19 protein-coding genes are annotated in these 21037 nt (G+C 39.2%); 4 read left to right on the top strand and 15 right to left on the bottom strand.

Annotated elements, in window-relative coordinates:
• Nucleotides 1-10: 10 nt before the first annotated feature.
• Entirely contained in the window at nucleotides 11-1381 is a 1371-nt protein-coding gene (locus ACTWPF_RS09545) for an aldehyde dehydrogenase (protein WP_106896877.1), read from the top strand.
• 40 nt (nucleotides 1382-1421) lie between these two features.
• Here the strand turns inward: ACTWPF_RS09545 and ACTWPF_RS09540 are convergent, their stop codons facing one another.
• From ACTWPF_RS09540 to mce, 4 genes are all read right to left on the bottom strand, one after another.
• The gene (locus ACTWPF_RS09540) at nucleotides 1422-2672 is read right to left on the bottom strand and encodes a DNA polymerase IV (protein ID WP_443149055.1); all 1251 of its coding nucleotides are present in this window, start codon (nucleotides 2670-2672) and stop codon (nucleotides 1422-1424) included.
• A gap of 234 nt (nucleotides 2673-2906) precedes the next feature.
• Entirely contained in the window at nucleotides 2907-4037 is a 1131-nt protein-coding gene (locus tag ACTWPF_RS09535; protein ID WP_443149054.1) for a M20/M25/M40 family metallo-hydrolase, read from the bottom strand.
• A gap of 23 nt (nucleotides 4038-4060) precedes the next feature.
• Entirely contained in the window at nucleotides 4061-5602 is a 1542-nt protein-coding gene (locus ACTWPF_RS09530; protein ID WP_443149053.1) for an acyl-CoA carboxylase subunit beta, read from the bottom strand.
• A complete protein-coding gene (gene mce / locus ACTWPF_RS09525; protein WP_443149052.1) occupies nucleotides 5599-6066 on the bottom strand; it encodes a methylmalonyl-CoA epimerase in 468 nt (155 codons plus the stop codon). The genes ACTWPF_RS09530 and mce overlap by 4 nt, the downstream gene beginning before the upstream one ends.
• Before the next feature lie 190 nt (nucleotides 6067-6256).
• Between mce and prli42 the strand changes: the two genes are divergently transcribed.
• Complete coding sequence (gene prli42, locus ACTWPF_RS09520) at nucleotides 6257-6367, top strand: stressosome-associated protein Prli42 (RefSeq protein ID WP_119574645.1); 111 nt, start codon at nucleotides 6257-6259, stop codon at nucleotides 6365-6367.
• Between the two features lie 90 nt (nucleotides 6368-6457).
• On the opposite strand, the gene ACTWPF_RS09515 is transcribed toward prli42, so the two are convergent.
• From ACTWPF_RS09515 to ACTWPF_RS09470, 10 genes are all read right to left on the bottom strand, one after another.
• Nucleotides 6458-7444, bottom strand: coding sequence for an aromatic acid exporter family protein (locus ACTWPF_RS09515; RefSeq protein WP_238018922.1), 987 nt, complete (start codon nucleotides 7442-7444; stop codon nucleotides 6458-6460).
• A gap of 166 nt (nucleotides 7445-7610) precedes the next feature.
• Complete coding sequence (locus ACTWPF_RS09510) at nucleotides 7611-8042, bottom strand: BrxA/BrxB family bacilliredoxin (RefSeq protein ID WP_036572699.1); 432 nt, start codon at nucleotides 8040-8042, stop codon at nucleotides 7611-7613.
• Between the two features lie 113 nt (nucleotides 8043-8155).
• Nucleotides 8156-9430 (bottom strand): dihydrolipoamide acetyltransferase family protein, encoded by a 1275-nt coding sequence (locus ACTWPF_RS09505; RefSeq protein WP_379549878.1) that lies wholly within the window; start codon nucleotides 9428-9430, stop codon nucleotides 8156-8158.
• Nucleotides 9431-9450: 20 nt separating this feature from the next.
• Complete coding sequence (locus tag ACTWPF_RS09500) at nucleotides 9451-10434, bottom strand: alpha-ketoacid dehydrogenase subunit beta (protein ID WP_443149051.1); 984 nt, start codon at nucleotides 10432-10434, stop codon at nucleotides 9451-9453.
• Nucleotides 10435-10449: 15 nt separating this feature from the next.
• A complete protein-coding gene (locus tag ACTWPF_RS09495) occupies nucleotides 10450-11463 on the bottom strand; it encodes a thiamine pyrophosphate-dependent dehydrogenase E1 component subunit alpha (protein WP_058949847.1) in 1014 nt (337 codons plus the stop codon).
• A 12-nt stretch (nucleotides 11464-11475) separates the two neighbouring features.
• On the bottom strand, nucleotides 11476-12897 hold the full coding sequence (gene lpdA, locus ACTWPF_RS09490; protein WP_443149050.1) for a dihydrolipoyl dehydrogenase: 1422 nt from the start codon (nucleotides 12895-12897) through the stop codon (nucleotides 11476-11478).
• A complete protein-coding gene (gene buk, locus ACTWPF_RS09485) occupies nucleotides 12881-14014 on the bottom strand; it encodes a butyrate kinase (RefSeq protein ID WP_106898520.1) in 1134 nt (377 codons plus the stop codon). The genes lpdA and buk overlap by 17 nt, the downstream gene beginning before the upstream one ends.
• 11 nt (nucleotides 14015-14025) lie before the next feature.
• Nucleotides 14026-15120 (bottom strand): branched-chain amino acid dehydrogenase, encoded by a 1095-nt coding sequence (gene bcd, locus ACTWPF_RS09480; RefSeq protein ID WP_106896889.1) that lies wholly within the window; start codon nucleotides 15118-15120, stop codon nucleotides 14026-14028.
• A 12-nt stretch (nucleotides 15121-15132) separates the two neighbouring features.
• The gene (gene yqiS / locus ACTWPF_RS09475; RefSeq protein WP_443149049.1) at nucleotides 15133-16044 is read right to left on the bottom strand and encodes a phosphate butyryltransferase; all 912 of its coding nucleotides are present in this window, start codon (nucleotides 16042-16044) and stop codon (nucleotides 15133-15135) included.
• A gap of 116 nt (nucleotides 16045-16160) precedes the next feature.
• Nucleotides 16161-18224, bottom strand: coding sequence for a sigma 54-interacting transcriptional regulator (locus ACTWPF_RS09470; RefSeq protein ID WP_443149048.1), 2064 nt, complete (start codon nucleotides 18222-18224; stop codon nucleotides 16161-16163).
• A 135-nt stretch (nucleotides 18225-18359) separates the two neighbouring features.
• On the opposite strand from ACTWPF_RS09470, the gene ACTWPF_RS09465 reads away from it, so the two are divergent.
• Nucleotides 18360-18602 carry a DUF2627 domain-containing protein gene (locus tag ACTWPF_RS09465; RefSeq protein WP_238018914.1) on the top strand — a complete coding sequence of 81 codons (243 nt, stop codon included), beginning with the start codon at nucleotides 18360-18362 and terminating at the stop codon, nucleotides 18600-18602.
• A gap of 151 nt (nucleotides 18603-18753) precedes the next feature.
• On the top strand, nucleotides 18754-20100 hold the full coding sequence (locus tag ACTWPF_RS09460) for an aspartate kinase (protein ID WP_443149047.1): 1347 nt from the start codon (nucleotides 18754-18756) through the stop codon (nucleotides 20098-20100).
• A 99-nt stretch (nucleotides 20101-20199) separates the two neighbouring features.
• Here ACTWPF_RS09460 and spo0A read toward each other — a convergent pair whose 3' ends face one another.
• Nucleotides 20200-20976, bottom strand: a complete 777-nt coding sequence (gene spo0A / locus ACTWPF_RS09455; RefSeq protein WP_036572687.1) for a sporulation transcription factor Spo0A — start codon at nucleotides 20974-20976, stop codon at nucleotides 20200-20202.
• Nucleotides 20977-21037: the final 61 nt, after the last annotated feature.

The raw sequence follows: 21037 nt of genomic DNA, 5'->3' as shown, positions 1-21037 counted from the left end.
GGAGATCAACATCACTACAATCAAACAAACCGTAGAAGAACAGCGGGCTTTTTATCAAAATGGAAATACAAGAGACTATCAGACTCGTAGAGCATCATTAGAAAGCTTGAAAAGGATGCTTAAGAAGCATGAAAAAGAGATATATCATGCCTTGCGATCAGATCTAAACAAATCTGAACACGAAGCCTATACTACTGAGATTGGTTTTCTTTACTCGGAAATCGACTTTACTTTAAAAAACTTAATGAATTGGATGGAGCCAACGAAGGTCACTGCTCCTATTACACATAAAGGAACAAAAAACTACATTGTGCACGAGCCTTATGGCGTTAGCTTGATTATTTCGCCATGGAACTACCCACTCCAACTAGCTCTCGCTCCAGCAATTGGTGCTATTGCTGCTGGAAATTGTGTGGTAATAAAACCGTCGGAGCACGCTAAAGCAACTTCCTCCTTATTGGCAAGTATGATAAAACGTACATTTGATCCTTCCTATATTACGGTTATTGAAGGTGAAAAAGAAACGAACCAAGAACTGCTACGCCAGCGTTTTGACTATATTTTCTTTACTGGTAGCACAGAAGTTGGAAGAATTGTGATGAAGCAAGCCAGCACACATCTTACCCCGGTCACACTCGAACTAGGTGGTAAGAGTCCTGCAATAGTAGATAAGGATGCTAATATCAACTTGGCTGCCAAACGTATAGTATGGGGTAAATTTACAAATGCTGGCCAAACTTGTGTAGCTCCAGATTATGTCTATGTGCACGAAAAAGTGAAATTTAAGCTTTTGAAGGCAATGAAAAAATATATTAAGTCTTTTTATGGAAAAGAACCTTTAAATAATCCTGATTATACTAAAATCATTAATGAAAGCCATTTCGATCGGATTTTAGGCTATCTAACAGATGGTACCCTGCTTCATGGGGGCAATGCAGATAAACAATCACTCATGATCGAACCAACGATTCTTGATAAAATTTCATGGGACGACAGTGTTATGCAGGAGGAAATATTCGGACCTGTTTTGCCGGTTCTATCTTTTACAAACGTAGAAGAAGCTGTAGAAATGATTAGTAAGCAGGAAAAGCCACTGGCACTTTATTATTTTGGAGAAAATATTAAGACGCAAGAGCAGGTCATTCAATATCTTTCTTTTGGTGGTGGAAGCATAAATGATACAATCTTTCATTTAGCAAACCCTCATCTTCCATTCGGTGGTGTTGGCAATAGTGGAATGGGTCAGTATCATGGTCAATCTAGCTTTAAGACATTCTCCCACCAAAAAAGTATTCTAAAGCAATCAACTAAATTTGATGTGCCTTTCCGTTATCCTGGAAGCAAACTGGGCAAGGCTGTAATCAAACGGATTATGAAGTAACAAAAAAAGCTCCCATTTTTCACCTAGCGAAAAATGGGAGCTATTCTTTTTTATAATCATCAAGAAAATCCTTTTGAAAACTAGTTCTTGGTTGATCTTCCTCTTTAACCGCTTCTAGTTTTTTAAATACATCCTTACCATACTTCTCTGATAATCCATCTATTGCTTCATAAAGCTTTTCTTTTCCTGCCTCTTTTTCATACGTAAACAGGTCTAATTGCTTTGCAATATTCTTTTTTACTTCCACATCTTGAAGCGTTATGCCGAGCAATCTAACAGGCTCTTGATTCCAATGTTTATGGAAAAGTTCTTCTGCTTCATACATAATTTCATCTTTTGCATCAATATACCGATAAAGCTTTTTGCTCCGTGTAATCGTTTTACGATCTTGGTATCTTATCATTAATTGTATACTCTGCCCTGCTGCATTCTTTCTTTTCATTCTTCGCTCCACGTTCTCTGATAGAATCGCAAGTAGCCTTCTTACTTCCTGTTCATCAACTGTATCATAGGGTAAGGTTTGTGAGCTTCCAATGCTTTTAAATTCAAAAATGGCATCTGGGTCAACTGGTCTGTTATCTATTCCATTTGCTCTGTTTTTAAGTCGTTCCCCATTTATACCAAGTACTTGCTTTAATTCATACGTATTATAATTTGCCAGATCACCAATAGTCTTTATTCCTTTTTCAATCAATTTCGTTGCTGTCTTTTCCCCCACGCCATACATTTCCCCTATGGGAAGTGGCCAAAGTGTTGAAGCCAGCTCCCTTTTCCTTAAAACCGTTATGCCTAATGGTTTTTTCATATCGGAGGCCATTTTGGCTAGAAATTTATTAGGTGCAATCCCAATACTACAGGGTAAGTCTAATTCATCAAGTACTCTTTTTTGTAATGAATCGGCTATTTGTAATGGCGTAAGATCACTGGTTACATGGGTTATATCCATATACCCTTCATCAATGGAAACAGGCTGAACATCTGGCGTGATTTCTGATAGAATACGGAATAGCGCTTTTGATGCTGCACGGTACCGTTCAAAGTTTGGACGCATCACAATGAGTTCAGGGCAATTCCTTTTTGCCTGCCAAATTGTCATGGTCGTTTTAACACCTTTTGCACGGGCTTCATAACTGCTTGTAACAACAATCCCTTTCCGTTCCTCCGGATTACCCGCAATAGCCAAGGCTTTACCTTTTAAATCCGGGTTGTAAGCAGCTTCCACAGAGGCATAAAAACAGTTCATATCTATATGGAAAATAACCCGTCCTTTGTGAGGATTGTTTGTTGTCAATTTCATACACCCTTTATTATTATCTACCCCAATTATAACACAAGAAAAGCGAAGAGCGCCGAGTCAAAAGAACGCAGGCTAAAAACGACCCGTCCTAGGTCAACACCGGCATGACCCAGATCCTCCATATGAACCATCCAAAGAGAAACCCTCTTAAGGCTTCACCTCAAAAGGGTTTCTCAATATGAGTTATAAAACTAGGTTGTCGAAAGTAAATTGCTGTTCAATCTACCTTTACGCTTCTTTAGCTGCTTCCGTTATAATAGAGCCGACAAGCTCTGTTATCTTCACAAGTTCTGCTACTGGGATACGTTCGTTAGTCGTATGAATCTCTTCATATCCCACAGCAAGGTTAACCGTAGGGACGCCATGACCAGCTATTACGTTGGCATCACTTCCACCACCGCTTTGTAATAGCTTACTTTCACGTCCTACTGCCTTTGCTGCACGACGAGCTATTTCAACAACCTGGTCTCCTGCCTTTTGTTTAAACCCTGGATACATAACGTTAATCTGAACATCAGCTGAACCACCAAGTTCCTGTGCCGTTTTTTCGAATGCTTCTTTCATCTTGGCAACTTGCGCTTCCATTTTCTCTGGTACAAGAGATCTCGCCTCAGCAAGGATTTCCACATGATCTACAACAATATTAGTCTGCTTGCCACCTTCAAAGCGACCAATATTAGCTGTAGTTTCCTCATCAATTCGTCCTAAAGGCATTTTAGCAATAGCCTTTGCTGCTAATGTGATAGCGGAAATTCCTTTTTCTGGCGCTACACCTGCATGAGCTGTTTTTCCTTTTATAACGGCGAAAACCTTCGCTTGGGTTGGGGCAGCGACGATAATATCTCCTACATCTCCATTACTATCCAGTGCATAGCCATACTTCGCAATAATGTGTTCTGGGTTCAATGCTTTTGCACCCACTAGTCCTGATTCTTCACCAACAGTAATAATAAATTGAATATCTCCATGTTCTGTATTGTTCTCTTTAAGTAAACGGATTGCCTCTAGCATTGCAGCTAAGCCTGCTTTATCGTCAGCTCCAAGGATTGTTGTTCCATCCGAAACAATATAGTCTCCTTCAATTGAAGGCTTAATTCCCTTACCTGGTACTACTGTATCCATATGAGAAGTGAAATAAATTGGATCTACTCCTGACTTCGTTCCCTTTAAGGTGCAAATAAGATTTCCAGCTCCATGGCCAGTCACTTCTGATGCATTATCTTCCACTACCTCAACGCCAAGTTCTGTGAATTTTTGCTTTAGTACTGCCGCAATTTCTGTTTCATATCTTGTTTCTGAGTCAATTTGGACAAGTTCAAAAAATTCGTTGATTAATCTTTCCTGGTTTACTGTAGTCATAAATTTTAGTCCTCCAATAGTTACTATAATGGCATGTTACCATGTTTTTTCTCTGGTCGTTCCACTTGTTTATTATACATCATTTCCAAAGCTTGAATAAGTTTAATGCGCGTTTTCTCTGGAAAAATCACATCATCGATCATCCCTAAGGCAGCAGCTTTATAAGGATTAGCGTGCTTTTTTCGATAAGCGGCTATCTTCTCTTCTCTAGCTTTCTCTGGGTTTTGGGCTTTCTTTATTTCATCACTGTTTAAAACACTCACTGCACCTTCTGGTCCCATGACAGCAATTTCAGCCTGCGGCCAAGCGTAGACTACATCAGCACCGAGCGATTTACTATTAAGGGCGACAAAAGCACCACCATACGCTTTACGTAAAATAACAGTGATTTTAGGAACAGTTGCCTCTGCATAGGCATAGGCAATTTTTGCTCCATGCCGAATAATTCCCTCGTGCTCTTGCTTTACCCCCGGTAAGAAACCCGTAACATCTTCTAAAGTAATGAGGGGGATATGAAAGCAATCACAAAAACGTATAAATCGCGCTGCTTTATCACTAGCATCGATGTCCAGTCCCCCGGCTTTATACTTCGGCTGGTTACAAACCAATCCAATAGTTATTCCATGCACCCTAGCAAAACCTACTACAATATTCTTTGCAAATTTGTCATGAATCTCCATAAAGGAATCCGCATCTACTATTTGCTCAACTATTCGCCTTACGTCATAGGCTGTCTTGCTATCAGAGGGAACCAATTCGAGTAATCTTGGTCGCTCATGATTTTCTTCACTAATTGGTAATGGCTTTGTCTTTTGTTGGTTTTGCTCAGGTAGAAACATTAAAAGTTCCTTAACCGCGTCCAACGCTTCCCATTCTGTTGGTTTTGTGAGATGGGCATTTCCACTTTTTTGGCTGTGAATAAAAGAGCCGCCCAGTTCCTCGGCCGTGATTTGCTCTCCTGTAACCTCCTGCATCACCTTAGGTCCTGTCACAAACATCTGAGAGATTTTTTCTACCATGATGACAAAGTCTGTCAATGCTGGAGAATAAACTGCCCCACCTGCACTTGGTCCCATTATGACAGAAATCTGGGGTATAACACCAGAATAAAGGACGTTTCGGTAAAAAATCTGACCATATCCATCTAATGAGGAAACCCCTTCTTGAATACGTGCCCCACCAGAATCAATTAAACCAATAATAGGAAGACGATTTTTACCAGCAAGGTCAAGAATTGTTGCTATCTTTTTCCCATGCATTTCACCTAGAGATCCACCTAATACTGTAAAATCTTGCGCATAAACATATACGGCCTTTCCAGCTATTTTACCAAAGCCACCAACAACCCCATCGCCATTTAAAGATTCTAAGTTATTGCTAGGTTTTCGTTCTGTTAAAAAAGGCTGGATTTCTATAAAACTACCGGGATCAAGTAAATAGGCCAGACGTTCTCTGGCCGTCCACTTCCCTTTAGAATGTTGCTTAGAAGTTCGCTTTTCTCCTCCACCTGTTTCCACTTGTTCTCGTTTGCTAGCTAGCTCTTTTATGTACTTGGATGGGGTCATTGTTCTCTACGCCCTCTATACTCGCAGAATTCAACTAATGTACCATTTGTAGCATCTGGATGGATAAATAAGATATCACAGTTCCTAGCGCCTTTTTTCACACCTTCATTGACTATTGGCAGATCTTTTGCTTTTAAGTCTATAAGTACTTTTTCTATGTCGTTTGTTTCAAAGGCAATATGGTGAAGGCCTTCCCCATATTTGTTTAAGTATGATTGCACAGGGGAGTTTGTATGGCTTGGCTCCAATAATTCTATAAAAATATTTTCAGCTTTTAAGTGAACAATTCTAACCCCTTCAGAGAGTACTTCTTCTTTGCTCTCAACTCGTAATCCTAAGACTTCTGTATAAAAGGGCAATGCTCTATCCAGATCTCTTACTGCAATTGCAATATGAGAAATCTTTGGTGGAAGAGACATAGTTCTGTTGCCAGCTGTAGCTTTTGTTCTTGCACAAGAGTCCATAAAAATGTTCTCCCTCCTATTTCTGCTTCTTCCTAAAAATTTTCTCTACTATAAGAAGATTAATATGCTTCAAATTCTTGGAGGATAACTTTATCTTTTGCAACATTTAGTTCTTTTCAACTTTTACTTGTCCAAATCCGGTTTTCACGATAAAATACAAGTAACAGAAGGGTTCAAAGGGGGAAAGAAAATGGCTGCAAAAAAATCAAAGCGTCAAAGAAGGACTACAGTCATCGTGTACATTATGATTATTGCAATGGTACTTTCAACATTAACTGCTGGACTGGCAATGTTTATATAATTAATCGGAAAAAGACTGAAATCAATTTTGATTTCAGTCTTTTTAAATGGAAAATATAGCAACGACAAACTTTTTAACGGCGCCTTATGCTTATGCTTTCGCTTTAGATTTTGCCTCTTTTTTATGTTGGATGTCGCTCTTTTTAAATTTCTGTTTCAACAATAAATAGTCTTCTATTTCATGAAGAAGACGGAACAGATTAGCACGGGTTTCAAATTCCTCGCGTGTTTCAGGCAGTTCCTCCTCATCAAACTCTTTTTGTAATTTAGTTAGTTCCTCTAAGTACAATATGGCTGTATTACCTGGATGGACAGCCTTTGATAAGCTTTCAAAGAAAACAGCAACTTTTTCAGAGATGGATATTTTATTTGGTAATTTTGTTACGAGTGGTAGCATCCTTTTCAACAATTCAAATTGTCGCTGCCGCATATAAAAATAATCCTTATATGGGTGCTTGCTACGCAATAGATGATTCTCTTTGTCCCGCTCAACTAAATCAAAAGCTTCCTCAAGGATCTGTTCTGTTTCGGATATTTCCTTGCCATCCCAATGTATCTCTTTATTGCGGATATATAAAGCTACCTCATACAAAATAGTTTGGAAATTACTTTCCACTTTGTTCTGCTTATTTTTTAACTTTTTATCCAAGCTCGGCATGTATAAATTTAATAACAGCCCTGTACCGATTCCCACAATGATCAGTACAAACTGATCTGTTAAAAAATTCAAATCTATCCCAGAGGCACTATATAAATTTAAAATAATTACGGAGCTTGTAGCAATTCCCTGGGTGATTTTCAAATAAACCGTCGTTGGGATAAATACCGCTAGCATCAAACCTACTGAAACAGGATGGTAGCCAATGATTTCAAAGAATACTAAGGAAAAGACACTTGCTAGTACACAAGCCAAAAAACGGTTCCAGGCGCTAAGAAAAGATTGTTTTCTTGAAGGCTGGATACAAAGAATAGTTAAAATTCCTGCTGAAACAAAATTTGATAAACCAAGAAATTGAGCAATAGATATGGCAAGAGGTGTACCTATTGCCGTTTTTATCGTTCTATAGCCGATCTTCACTTTTATAACTCCTTTAACTCGCAATGCTTTACAGCATATTCGTTTTGTAACGAATGTTCACGTTTCTCTTATGCTTGAAACGTGAAAAAAGAGGCTGACCTAAATAAATAGCGACAGCCTCTTTCTAATATACACTTTTTGCTAATTAAAACAAGCAAAAAGAGCGTTAAATTTCTTCACAGTGTTCATCAAATATGGATTGTAATCTGCCCACAACATCCATCGCGCTATGGCCTTCTATATCATGTCTTTCTAACATGGTTACAATCTCCCCATCTTTCAAAAATGCGAAGGAAGGTGATGAAGGAGGATATCCTTCAAAATAGCTTCGTGCTTTTTCTGTAGCTTCCTTGTCCTGACCGGCAAAAACAGTAACTAAATGATCTGGTCGTTTGTCATAATGAACAGAATTAGCTGCAGCTGGGCGAGCTACTCCTCCAGCACATCCACAAACAGAATTCACCATCACAAGGGTCGTCCCTTTACGAGCAACTGCTTGATCTACATCTTCTGGTGTTTTCAGTTCTTCGTATCCTGCTTCCGTTATATCTTCACGTGCTGCATTGACAACATCATTCATAAAAATGTTGAAATCCATACGAAATCCAACCCCTTACGTTAAATTAGTTCTATCAAATCTTGTAAACAGCATACCAAGTTTCACTTGATTTATCAATTTATTAAGATTAACAAAATACTATGCTCGCTGATTTAGTAAATACTCATTGTTTTTTCATTCATATTTTCTAACGTTTTCTTCAGATAGGAGAGGAAATTCCCACAAACTAAACCATCTAATACTCTATGGTCAAGGGATAAAGATAGATTAACCATATCTCTAGCTGCAAACATATTGTCGACAATAACTGGACGCTTTACGATCGATTCTACTTGTAAAATGGCAGCCTGTGGGTGGTTAATGACACCCATTGAACTAATTGACCCAAAAGAACCAGTATTATTGACCGTAAATGTACCACCTTTCATGTCGTCCCCTGTTAATTTACCTTTCCTCGCTTTACCTGCCAGCTCAGTAATATCTTTGGCAATTCCTTTAATACTCTTTTCATCAGCATTCTTTATTACAGGAACAAATAATTCCTCATCTTTTGCTACAGCAATGGATAGGTTGATTGCCTTTTTCTGTATGATTTTATCTCCAGCCCACATACTGTTTAATTGAGGATATTCTTTCAATGCCTGAGCAACTGCTTTTACAAAGAAAGCAAAGAACGTAAGGCTGAATCCTTCTTTTTTCTTAAAATCATCTTTAATTTGGTTACGATATGTGACCAAATCTGTGACATCTACCTCTACAGTCATCCATGCATGAGGTATCTCCTGTTTAGATCGAACCATGTTTTGCGCGATTGCTTTTCGAACCCCTGTTACAGGGATTTCAATATCTCCTTGTTGCACTTCTGAAACAGTTGCAGAAGATGTAGCTTTTTCTACAACAGGCTCTGACTGAACTTGTGAAGGCTTAGAAGAAACTTCTTGATTACTACTTGTTGTTTTTGGTTTTCCATTTGACAAGTAGTTTTCAATATCTTTCCGTGTTATCCTACCTTTTTGACCAGAACCAGTAACTTGGTCAAGATCAATATCATTCTCTTGTGCTAGGCGGAGCACTGCAGGCGAATAACGTTTTTTCATGGATTGATCTTGATTCGGTTCCTCTGTAGTTTCTTTTGGAGCCTCATCCGTTTCTTTATTCGTAGCCTGTGTTGCATCGCCTGCACTGTCTTCTGTATCGATGTAGCACATTAAATCACCGACAGCAATGGTTTGCCCTTCTTCGGCAACGAGCTCTTTAATGGTACCAGTGAAGGAAGAAGGTACTTCTGCATTCACTTTATCTGTGAGTACCTCTGCAATTGGATCATATTTATTTACTTTGTCGCCTACTTGAACAAGCCAAGAGCTTATTGTTCCCTCTGTTACACTTTCCCCTAACTGGGGCATGTTAATTTTTTCCGAAGCCATTATTCAATCCTCCTTCAAGTTTAAAATTCCGCAAGTTCTCGCATCGCTTTTTCTACTTTATCCGGGTTCATCATAAAATACTTCTCCATAGTTGGTGCATAAGGCATGGATGGCACATCTGGGCCAGCAAGACGTTTAATTGGTGCATCAAGATCGAATAAACAGTTTTCTGCAACAATTGCTGCTACTTCCCCGATAATACTTCCTTCTTTATTGTCTTCCGTTACAAGAAGTACTTTACCCGTTTTTTGAGCTGCCTCTATTATGGCTTCTTTATCTAATGGATAAACGGTTCGTAAATCTAGAATATGAGCATCGATTCCTTCTTCTGCAAGTTTTTCAGCAGCTTGTAGAGCGAAATGGACACACAAACCATACGTAATAACGGTGATATCAGAGCCTTCTCGCTTCACATCTGCCTTGCCGATCGGGAGTACATAGTCATCTTCAGGAACCTCGCCTTTAAGTAACCGGTACGCTCTTTTATGCTCTAAGAAAAGGACAGGATCATTGTCCCGAATAGATGCTTTTAACAGTCCTTTTACATCATAAGGTGTAGAGGGCATAACAATCTTTAAACCAGGCTGATTAGCAAAAACCGCTTCAATCGACTGGGAATGATAAAGCGCTCCGTGAACTCCTCCGCCATATGGGGCACGAATAGTCATCGGAACATTCCAGTCATTATTGGAACGGTAGCGCATCTTTGCAGCTTCTGAGATAATTTGGTTGACGGCAGGCATAATGAAGTCAGCGAATTGCATTTCCGCAACTGGACGCATTCCGTACATTGCTGCCCCAATCCCTACACCTGCTATTGCAGACTCAGCAAGCGGTGTGTCAAGCACACGCGCTTCACCAAATTCATCATAAAGACCATCTGTTGCGCGGAATACGCCGCCTTTTTTCCCTACATCTTCTCCCAAAACAAATACTTTTTCATCTCGTTGCATTTCTTCTTTTAGTGCAGCTGTCACTGCTTGAATATACGACATTACTGGCATGTTTCTATTCCCTCCCTACTCTTCATAAACATATTTTAATGCATGTTCCGCTTCAGCGTATGCTGCGTTCTCAGCATAGTCCGTTGCTTCATTTACAATGGAGTTAATTTCGTCTATCATTTCTTTTTCCGATTCATCACTTAACACACCATTTTCCTTTAAGTACGCAGCAAAAGTAATAATAGAATCCTTCTTCCTTGCTTCTTCCACTTCATCACTTTCGCGATACTGACGATCATCATCATCACTTGAATGTGCAGTAAGTCTGTATGAAACTGCTTCAATTAAGGTAGGGCCTTCTCCGTTGATCGCCCTTTCTCTTGCTTCTTTAACAGCTTCATATACAGCTAACGGGTCATTTCCGTCAACCGTTACTCCAGGCATCCCATAACCAATCGCACGGTCAGAAACATTTTTGCTCGCAATTTGTTTCTCTATCGGAACAGATATGGCATATTTATTGTTTTCTACCATTGTAATAACAGGGAGCTTATGTACTCCTGCAAAGTTCAATCCTTCATGAAAGTCCCCTTGATTAGATGAACCTTCTCCAAGAGTTACAAAAGAAACAAAATCCTTCTTTTCCATTTTTCCAGCTAGTGCCACGCCCACTGCATGTGGCACTTGTGTAGTTACTGGGGAAGAACCACTTAGAATCCTGTTCTTTTTCTGGCCAAAATGTCCAGGCATCTGTCTTCCACCTGAGTTAGGATCCTCAGCTTTTGCGAAACCTGATAACATCAATTCTTTTGCGGTCATACCAAATGCTAGAACCACACCCATATCTCTATAATATGGTGCCGTATAATCTTTTTCCCGATCTAGTGCAAAGGAAGCCCCTACCTGAGCGGCCTCCTGTCCCTGACAGGAAATAACAAATGGAATTTTACCAGCACGATTTAAAAGCCACATACGCTCATCCAATTTTCTGGCAAGCAGCATGGTTCTAAACATTTCAATAACCTGATCATCAGTCAATCCTAGCGCTTCATGACGTTCTTTTCCCAATTTAATAGCCTCCTTTTTCATTAAAACTATCTTTTACCCATGTATCTGCTTTCCTTCTACTGCTAAAGCAGCTTCCCCAACAATCTCAGACAATGTCGGATGTGGATGCACTGTATGGCCAAGCTCCCATGGTGTAGCATCCAATACTTTGGCAAGTCCAGCTTCTGAGATAAGATCCGTTACATGTGGACCAACCATATGAATACCAAGCAAGTCCTCGGTTTTCTTGTCTGCAACTATTTTTACAAAGCCTTCTGATTCCCCGTGAACCAATGCTTTTCCAATTGCTTTAAAAGGAAACTTTCCAACCTTTACTTCATAGCCTTTTTCAGTAGCCTGTTTCTCAGTTAAACCTACGCTTGCCGCCTCAGGGCTTGAATAGATGCAAGAAGGAATATTATCATACTCTAATGCAAGAGGTTTTTCGTCTGCCATATGCTCGACAGCTACAATACCTTCGTGTGATGCCACATGAGCAAGTTGCATTCCACCAATAACATCTCCAATTGCGTATATATGCGATTCTTTCGTTTGGAAGAATGCATTTGTTTTGATAAAGCCATTTTCTAATACAATGTCCGTGTTTTCTATTCCAATGTTGGTTGTATTTGCTTCACGTCCGACAGACACAAGCATTTTATCAGCAGTATAGGATTCCACGGCATCCGCTTTTTCTGCTGAAATAGTTACATTGCTGTTAAGTTCAAGACTATCAGGAAGAACCTTTGCACCTTTCACAAACGTTACTCCTCTTTTTTTCAATTGCTTTTCAACCTCTGAAGCAACATCCTTGTCCTCTGTTGGTAAGATTTGTGTCGCATACTCCAAGACAGTCACCTTTACCCCAAAGTCAGTCAGCATAGAAGCCCATTCAACGCCAATAACGCCGCCTCCAATAATAAGAATAGACTCAGGGAGTGTTTGCATTTTTAAAGCATCATCAGAACTCATGACCATTTCCCCGTCCAGTTCCAATCCAGGAAGTGATTTAGGTTTAGAGCCAGTTGCGATAAGAACATTTTTAGGGACGATCATAGTATTTTCATCGCCGTTAGCATATTCAATGGATATGGTTCCAGGCATTGGAGAAAAAATACTTGGCCCTAAAATACGGCCATAGCCCTGGAAAACATCAATTTTCCCCTTTTTCATTAATCCCTGTACACCTTTATGCAATGTATCAACAATTTTATTTTTTCGTTCTTGTACTTTATTAAAGTTTAGGCTCGGATCCTTCGTTTCAACACCATACTCCGCAGCTTCTTTTGTCTGTCTAAATACCTCTGCGCTTCTTAAAAGAGCTTTTGATGGAATACAGCCTTTATGCAGGCATGTTCCCCCTAGTTCCCCTTTTTCCACAACTGCTACTTGCATTCCAAGTTGGGAGGCACGAATAGCAGCTACATAGCCGCCCGTTCCTCCACCAAGAATGACTAAATCATATTCTTTCGCCATACAAGAATCGCTCCTCTTTGTCATCATTAGGATAAACTTTAGGTTCTTCTTGCCCTCGGAGCACTCGAAGAACGCCCTCATTAAGTGCCTCTAATTCATTTTCCCCTGGGTATACGACCGTATCAGCAATCCACTTTACCCGTTTCATAATCATTTCAGTAAAGGTTTTCCCATAAGCCAAGCCACCAGTAAGCACGATCAGATCTACTCTCCCCTGAAGAACGGAAGCCATTGATCCGATTTCCTTTGCAATTTGATAAGCCATCGCTTCATATACTTCTTCCGCGTATGTATCTCCGGCTGCAATTCGCTTTTCTACTTCTACTGCATCGTTTGTTTCAAGGTATGCCATTAGGCCACCCTGCCCTACTATTTTTTTCATAATTTCACCAACGTAGTACTCTCCAGAAAAGCATAGTGAAACGAGATCACCTGCTGGAACCGTTCCCGCACGTTCTGGAGAAAATGGGCCATCCCCATGTAGTCCGTTGTTTACATCTATTACTTTGCCACCTTTATGGGCCCCTATGGTTATTCCACCGCCCATATGTGTGACAATCATATTCATCTCTTCATATGCTTTTTCAGCATCGCGGGCTGCTTTTCTCGCTACAGCTTTTTGGTTTAAAGCATGGAAGATACTCTTTCTTGGTATTTCTGGTACTCCTGAGTATCGTGCTATATCAGCAAGTTCATCCACAACCACCGGGTCGACAATAAATGCAGGGATGTTTAACCCACTGGCAATTTCATTAGCGATAATCCCTCCAAGGTTTGAAGCATGTTCGCCATTATAACCGGTTTGCAGGTCATGTAGCATGATGTCGTTCACCTCATAAGTTCCACCTTCAATGGGTTGTAGTAGACCACCCCTGCCGCAAACAGCACTCAATTTGGAAATGTTAATGCCTTCATAGTCTAATTGTTCAAGAATAACGTTTTTTCTAAAATCATATTGATCCATTATGTTGGAATACTGGCTAAGATCTTCCCCACTATGACGTATTGACTTTTCGAAAATACATATGTCATTCTCAAAAACCCCAATTTTAGTAGAAGTAGAGCCAGGATTAATGACTAAGTTTCTGTAATTTAATTGCAAAGTATTACCCTCCATTGCACACACGATTACCTTCTGCTCAGGATATGGTGGTCATTTAGTAAAAATTGGCTTCTTGAATTTCTTTTCGCTTCAATCCGCTCTTCTGCCATACGATCAGCAGCTACATATGTTGGAATGTTATCAGTTCTGGAAATTTCAAATACCCTTGTTAAACTATCATATATTGTTTCAACTTTTTTCATAGCACGTTTTTGATTATATCCAACGAGTTCGTCCGCAACATTAATAACACCACCAGAATTTATAACATAGTCTGGTGCATAAACGATCCCTTTTTCATGAATGATGTCCCCGTGCTTAGAAGACTTAAGCTGATTATTTGCTGATCCAGCAATAATTTTTGCTTTTAATCGATTTATTGTATCATCATTAACTGTTGCACCCAATGCACAAGGTGCATAAATATCACAATCAACATCATAGATATCATCCGGGTCTACCGCTGTTGCATTAAATGCCTCTACGGCTCTCTCAACAGATTGTTTATTGATATCTGTTACGATTAGTTTAGCACCTTCCTCATGTAGGAATTCACAGAGCGCATACGCAACATTTCCTACTCCCTGTATAGCAACTGTTTTTCCTTCTAGTGAATCACTACCATAAGCTTCCATAGCTGCTGCTTTCATTCCTTTGTAAACGCCGTATGCAGTGACAGGGGAAGGATTGCCTGATGAACCAGATTCAGGTGAAATTCCTGTTACAAAATCTGTTTCAAGGTGAATTAAATCCATATCATGGACAGTAGTTCCAACATCCTCTGCCGTAATATAACGACCATTTAACCCCTGAATATATCTACCAAAGGCACGGAACATTTCTGGATTCTTATCTTTTTTCGGATCCCCGATAATAACGGTTTTCCCTCCACCCAGATTTAATCCAGCAGCTGCATTTTTATATGTCATGCCTTTAGCAAGTCGAAGTGCATCTTCAATCGCCTCTGCTTCAGATTTATATGTCCACATTCTAGTCCCACCAAGTGCAGGTCCTAAAGTTGTATCATGTATGGCTATAATGGCCTTCAGTCCAGAGCTCTTATCTTGACAAAAAACAAGCTGTTCATAATCATATTTCTCCATATAAGTAAATATTTCCATTATAATTTCCTCCTAAAAAGTAGTTGTAGTAGCTAAAGCTAAAGACAATGAGTATAATTTACTCTTTGCATCATCTGATCTCGACGGCAAAACAATTGGTGCTTTTGCACCACTAACCATAGCCGCCACATTTGCACCTGCAAAATAAATAAATGATTTATAAAGTGCATTGCCAACATCAATCGTCGGTACTAACAAAATGTCTGGATCCCCTGCTACTTCAGATTGGATACCTTTATGCTTTGCTGCTTCAACAGAAACAGCATTATCAAAAGCTAATGGACCATCGACAATACAATTTTTAATTTGGCCACGTTTTTGCATTTGCGTAAGTAATGCTGCATCAACGGTGGACTGCATTGCCTCGTTCACTGTTTCAACAGGAGCTAGGACCGCGACTTTTGGCTTCTCTAAACCGATGCCTCTAGCTACCACCACAGCATTTTTAATAATTTCGGCTTTTTCCTTTAAATTTGGCGTGATGTTCATTGCTGGATCTGTTAAAAATACCAAGCGTTCACGGCCGGGAATTTCAAAAAGCGCAACATGTGATAAAATGTTTCCCGTTCTAAGTCCAAATTCCTTATTTAAAACAGCCTTTAATAGCGTCTTTGTTGCAATATTCCCTTTCATTAAAACATCCGCTTCCTGTTGTGAAACTGCCTTAACAGCAGCTTGAGCCGCTGCATCAGGTGTCGCTGTTTCTTTAACATTAATAAAAGGATTTTCCAAATCGAGGGTAATCTCTTTTGCTGCATCTTTAATTTTCTCCACGTTACCGAATAGCATAAATGAACATAGATCTTGTTCTAAAGCATCTCGTACAGCCAGTAACACTTCTTTATCTCCTGCATTTGCAATGGAAACGGTTTTTCTGTTTTCTGTATTTCGATTGGTTGTTATAAGCGCATCTAAACTCTTCAAGTTTGACCTCCTGTCTGCCCATTATATATGTAGCAAATTTCATGCCAACTTCCTTTTGCCGTATTAACGCGTATTCAAGGTGCTATTGATTTGACGCAAGCATGCAAACATGCAAACTATTGCATGTCGTTTTTTTCAATTTTATATTTTTCCATTTTGTAATAAAGATTACGAATGGATATTTTTAAATCTTTAGCTGTTTTTGTTTTATTAAAGTTGTTTTGCTTGTATGTTTCATATATATAAGTACGTTCAAATTTTTCCATAGCCTCTTGGAGTGGTTGTCCTTGCCTTGGAATAAAATTCAGGGTATCTGTTTCTATTCGAACTGATTGAAGATTAGGAAGATCTTTTGCTTTTATCTCTTCCTGTGACATGTCCATGTATATCATGGCACGTCCAATTACATTTTCTAGCTCCCTAATATTACCTGGCCAATGGTAGTTCTTTAACTTATTCAGTGCTTCATCCGAAATCGATTGGACATTACGTCCATAATCTTCATTGATTTTTAGAATCATATGCTGAACAAGAACAGGCAGGTCTGATAACCTCTCCTTTAGTCTTGGAATGTAAATTGGGAGGCGATTCAACCGATAATACAGATCTTCACGAAATGATTTTTTTATTATTGCTTTTTCAAGGTTAACATTTGTCGCAGCAATAATACGAACGTTTATGCTAATTGGCTCTGTGCCACCTACCCGTACAATCTCTTGCTCTTGGAGTACACGCAATAATTTCGCTTGCATATTTAAAGATAATTCCCCGATTTCATCAAGGAAAATGCTACCGTTATTTGCTTCTTCAAAGTAACCCTTTTTCCCACCATGCTTGGCTCCCGAAAACGCTCCCTCTTCATAACCAAATAACTCACTTTCCAAAATCGATTCAGCAATAGCCGCGCAATTTACCCGAATGAATTTATTATGCTTCCTGTCACTTTCATTATGAATTGCGTGGGCAAATAGTTCCTTCCCAGTACCTGACTCACCTCTCAGCAATACAATTGCTGGTGTTTTGGCTCCTACCTTTGCCTGTTCCAAAGCCAGCTTCATTTCCACTGAATCCCCAAGAATGTCTCGGAATGTGTATTTCGCTTCAAGGTTACGAATGATTTGTCTAGCCCGTCTTAGTTCACTGGTTAGCGACTGAATTTCTGAGACATCATGTAAAACACCGACGCTACCCTTTATTTTTCCATCCACGATGATAGGTGCTACGTTGACATAAACATCCTTACGTCCTGGGCCAACTTTCATTCTAACTCCTCTTACAGCTCTGCGGGTCTGCAGCACCTTTAAATGCATGCTTTCCCCTTCAGAAATATCCACTGTTGCCGGCTTACCGATTATATCTGCTTCCTTTAATCCAGTGATTCGCGTGTAAGCAGGGTTAATCATCATCCCATTCCCGTTTTCATCTACGACGGTAATGGCTTCATCAGATGAATGAATTATTGCCTCTAGCATCGTTTTTATCTCATTTAGGTCCGTATTTTCTTCTGCAAGGTTCACAACCTCTGTAATATCTTTAAAAACAGCAAACGCACCAACCAAATTTTGCTCAGCGTCTATAACAGGAATTCTCGTAGTAATGATCTGTTTCCCGTTATCAAGCGTTAATTTTTGGTTTACCTCTTTACGCTTATTGCGAAGAATCTTTGGCAGACGAGTATTGGGTATAACGGTCTGGATATATTTCCCTTCTACTTGTTTTTTCGCTAGACCAATAATTTGTTCAGCACTTTTATTCACAAACTGAACAACACCTTGATTATTAACAACAATCATTCCGTCTCGAATGTTATTTAAAATAAGATGTTGATTGTTCATCTCCAGCTTTATGCGTTCAAGCAAGGCTTCTTTCTCGTTAAAAAGCTCCGAGATTATGTATGCAACACTTCCTGGGATTACAACTGTTTTTCTGTTTCGTTTGTCAACAATATCATCCAGTACCTGTTCTTTCCCTGTTGCTTCAATAATAATGTCTATATCTTTGTCTATCCACTTTTTCCAGTCATGACCTATTTCAATTCCATACTTTTGGGCAACCTCTAAACCTTCAGCCTGTTTGTCTACATCAATTACTGCTACAATGTTCATCTGGTTTGCCTGATAAAGTATGTTTAACAGAATACTACCGCCTTTACCTGCCCCAACGATAAGTACACGCTTCATCTCATCCCACCTTGCATTAATTTGCACAGTTCTATAATACGCTATCCTGCATACTTTGGCAAATACCTTTGAGGTACATTTAGCGTCCAACCTCTGATATAATAATAAGGAATATATAATCCAAGGGGAAATCATATGAGTAGATCACTTGCCTTAATTGTTCTCTTTATTCCAGGTATTATTGCAGCATTTGGCATTAAACTTATGAGAGACGCACTTTTTTCTGAATTCTATCCTATTTTTCTACATACAGGTGTACAATTTGTTGCCGGTCTTCTCTTTTTCATTGCAGGCTTAGGCTTCATCGGAGGTTTTATTGTTTATCGGGATCGGAAAAGACAAAAAAACAAAGAACAAACAAAAAAGATGGACAAGTAGCCATCTTTTTTTATGGAAAGAAGGTTCTCCCTTTAAAACTTCTAGCTCAAAGCACTAAAATTAAAGTGACATCTCTATTATTTTTTAGTGTCCATATTTCTTGATATGTGTTATTATTTTATATAAAAATTATTGATTCAGGAGGCTTTTTATGAAAGTAGCAAAATTTGGGGGAAGCTCGATGGCAACAGCTACCCAACTTCAAAAAGTGGGTAATATAATTCAAGACGACCCCGCAAGAAAAATTATTGTCGTCTCTGCTCCAGGTAAAAGGACACCTGATGATGTAAAAATAACCGATTTATTAATTCAGCTCGGTGAAGCATACATAAATGGTGAGTCATATGAGCAAAGCTATGAGAAAGTCATGGATCGTTTTAGAGAGATAACAGAAGAACTTTCACTTGATATAGCTCTGTTAGAGGATATTGAACAAACAATTAAATCCGTCATAAGACAAGACGCATCCTCAATTTCCAAGCTAGATGCCCTAAAGTCTATTGGCGAAGACAGTTCTGCAAAGATTCTTAGTGCTTATCTTTGTTCAATTGGGTTAAATGCTTCTTACATTAATCCAAAGGATGCTGGCATTATTGTGAGCAATGATCCAGGTAATGCACAAATTCTGGATGATAGCTTTGCAAGAATATACAACTTACGTGAAAAAGTCGGAATATTAGTTATACCTGGATTTTTCGGATACACAGAGCAAGGCGAATTGATGACTTTCTCTAGAGGTGGTTCTGATATAACTGGGTCCATTGTTGCAGCAGGAGTAAAAGCAACCCTCTATGAAAATTTTACAGATGTGGATTCCGTTTATGCGGTTAACCCAACCATTGTAGCAAATCCAAAGGAAATTAAGACATTAACATACAAAGAAATGCGGGAACTTTCCTATGCGGGGTTCTCTGTTTTTCACGATGAAGCACTTATACCAGCTTTTAAAGAACAGATTCCGGTCTGTATTAAAAATACAAATAAACCACATTTACCAGGAACAAATATTGTAGCTGAGAAAAAACAAGATGAAAAGTGTGTCGTGGGTATTGCAAGTGACACCGGATTTAGCAGTTTGTATGTAAGTAAATACCTTATGAACAGAGAAATTGGCTTTGGTAGAAAACTATTAAACATCTTAGAGGATGAAGGAGTCTCGTTTGAGCATGCACCTTCTGGTATTGATGATATGTCCGTCATTATACGTGACAGCAAGCTAACAAAAGAGAAAGAAGCTAATATAACGAAGCGTATATACGATGAGCTACATCCTGACACGATCATCATGCACAGGGACTTAGCCATGATTATGGTGGTAGGTGAAGGCTTAGTCAGCACTGTTGGTGTTGCACAAAAGGCAACTACCGCGCTTGCAAGTGCAAACGTGAATATTGAGATGATTAACCAGGGTTCTTCAGAGGTTTCTATGATGTTTGGGATAAAAGCAGAGGACCTTAACCGTTCTGTAGAATCGCTATATCATGTGTTTTTTGATTAAGTAGTATAACACTGCAATAATTTGCAGACTCACTCAATTCTTAAAGAAAAAAGATGATTCGCTAGTAGGCGAATCATCTTTTTCTTGTATTAATTTATTTTAACTCGCTTTATGCTCTAATCTCAAACGATCTGCAACCATCGCGATAAATTCGGAATTGGTTGGCTTTGCTTTTGTAATGGAGATAGTATAACCAAATAAAGCGGAAATTGAATCTATATTTCCCCTGCTCCAAGCTACTTCGATCGCATGACGAATCGCCCTCTCAACACGGGATGCTGTTGTGTTAAATTTCTTAGCAATATCCGGATAAAGAACCTTGGTAATGGAACCAAGTAATTCGATGTCGTTATAGACCATCGTAATTGCCTCTCGCAAATACATGTAGCCTTTAATATGGGCTGGTACACCAATCTCATGAATAATATTGGTTATACTCGCTTCAAGGTCTTGCTTCTTTTTCTCTTTACGTACCACCTTTTTGGCGGCAGAAGGCATTGAGTTTGTTCCTTGAACCTGACGAACCTGATCAGCTAAATTGTCAAGATCAAATGGTTTTAATATAAAATAGGATGCACCTAAATCTACGGCCTTTTTCATTACTTCCTCTTGACCAAATGCTGTTAGCATAATTACGTTTGGCTTATTGCCATCCATTCCTCGAACTGTATTTAAAACGGCAAGACCGTCAACATGTGGCATAATAATATCTAATATTAACACGTCGGGTTCATGGTCTTCTAACATTGTAAGACAATCTCTGCCATTAAATGCTGTACCAATCACCTCGATATCTTCTTGCTCTTCAAAGTAATCCTCCATTAACTGCACTAACTCCCTGTTATCATCCACCAAACATACCGATATTTTATCCACTCAAAAGCTCCTCCTTTATGTAGTAACTCTTCTTATTCTTACTTATTCTACACAACTTCTA

The organism is Oceanobacillus sp. M65, assembly GCF_052246275.1.
Taxonomy (GTDB): Bacteria; Bacillota; Bacilli; order Bacillales; family Amphibacillaceae; genus Oceanobacillus_B; species Oceanobacillus_B jordanicus.
The sequence above is the reverse complement of the archived record's forward strand: the minus strand, read 5'-3'. Positions and strand labels throughout refer to the sequence as shown.

What these genes read in the sequence shown, in the direction of transcription:
- lpdA (WP_443149050.1), bottom strand. Translation starts at nt 12,897, where the DNA reads ATGGCGAAAGAATATGATTTAGTCATTCTTGGTGGAGGAACGGGCGGC.
- ACTWPF_RS09510 (WP_036572699.1), bottom strand. Translation starts at nt 8,042, where the DNA reads ATGGATTTCAACATTTTTATGAATGATGTTGTCAATGCAGCACGTGAA.
- ACTWPF_RS09535 (WP_443149054.1), bottom strand. Translation starts at nt 4,037, where the DNA reads ATGACTACAGTAAACCAGGAAAGATTAATCAACGAATTTTTTGAACTT.
- ACTWPF_RS09505 (WP_379549878.1), bottom strand. Translation starts at nt 9,430, where the DNA reads ATGGCTTCGGAAAAAATTAACATGCCCCAGTTAGGGGAAAGTGTAACA.
- ACTWPF_RS09495 (WP_058949847.1), bottom strand. Translation starts at nt 11,463, where the DNA reads ATGAAAAAGGAGGCTATTAAATTGGGAAAAGAACGTCATGAAGCGCTA.
- buk (WP_106898520.1), bottom strand. Translation starts at nt 14,014, where the DNA reads ATGGAGGGTAATACTTTGCAATTAAATTACAGAAACTTAGTCATTAAT.
- mce (WP_443149052.1), bottom strand. Translation starts at nt 6,066, where the DNA reads ATGGACTCTTGTGCAAGAACAAAAGCTACAGCTGGCAACAGAACTATG.
- bcd (WP_106896889.1), bottom strand. Translation starts at nt 15,120, where the DNA reads ATGGAAATATTTACTTATATGGAGAAATATGATTATGAACAGCTTGTT.
- ACTWPF_RS09500 (WP_443149051.1), bottom strand. Translation starts at nt 10,434, where the DNA reads ATGCCAGTAATGTCGTATATTCAAGCAGTGACAGCTGCACTAAAAGAA.
- ACTWPF_RS09465 (WP_238018914.1), top strand. Translation starts at nt 18,360, where the DNA reads ATGAGTAGATCACTTGCCTTAATTGTTCTCTTTATTCCAGGTATTATT.
- ACTWPF_RS09470 (WP_443149048.1), bottom strand. Translation starts at nt 18,224, where the DNA reads ATGAAGCGTGTACTTATCGTTGGGGCAGGTAAAGGCGGTAGTATTCTG.
- prli42 (WP_119574645.1), top strand. Translation starts at nt 6,257, where the DNA reads ATGGCTGCAAAAAAATCAAAGCGTCAAAGAAGGACTACAGTCATCGTG.
- ACTWPF_RS09530 (WP_443149053.1), bottom strand. Translation starts at nt 5,602, where the DNA reads ATGACCCCATCCAAGTACATAAAAGAGCTAGCTAGCAAACGAGAACAA.
- ACTWPF_RS09460 (WP_443149047.1), top strand. Translation starts at nt 18,754, where the DNA reads ATGAAAGTAGCAAAATTTGGGGGAAGCTCGATGGCAACAGCTACCCAA.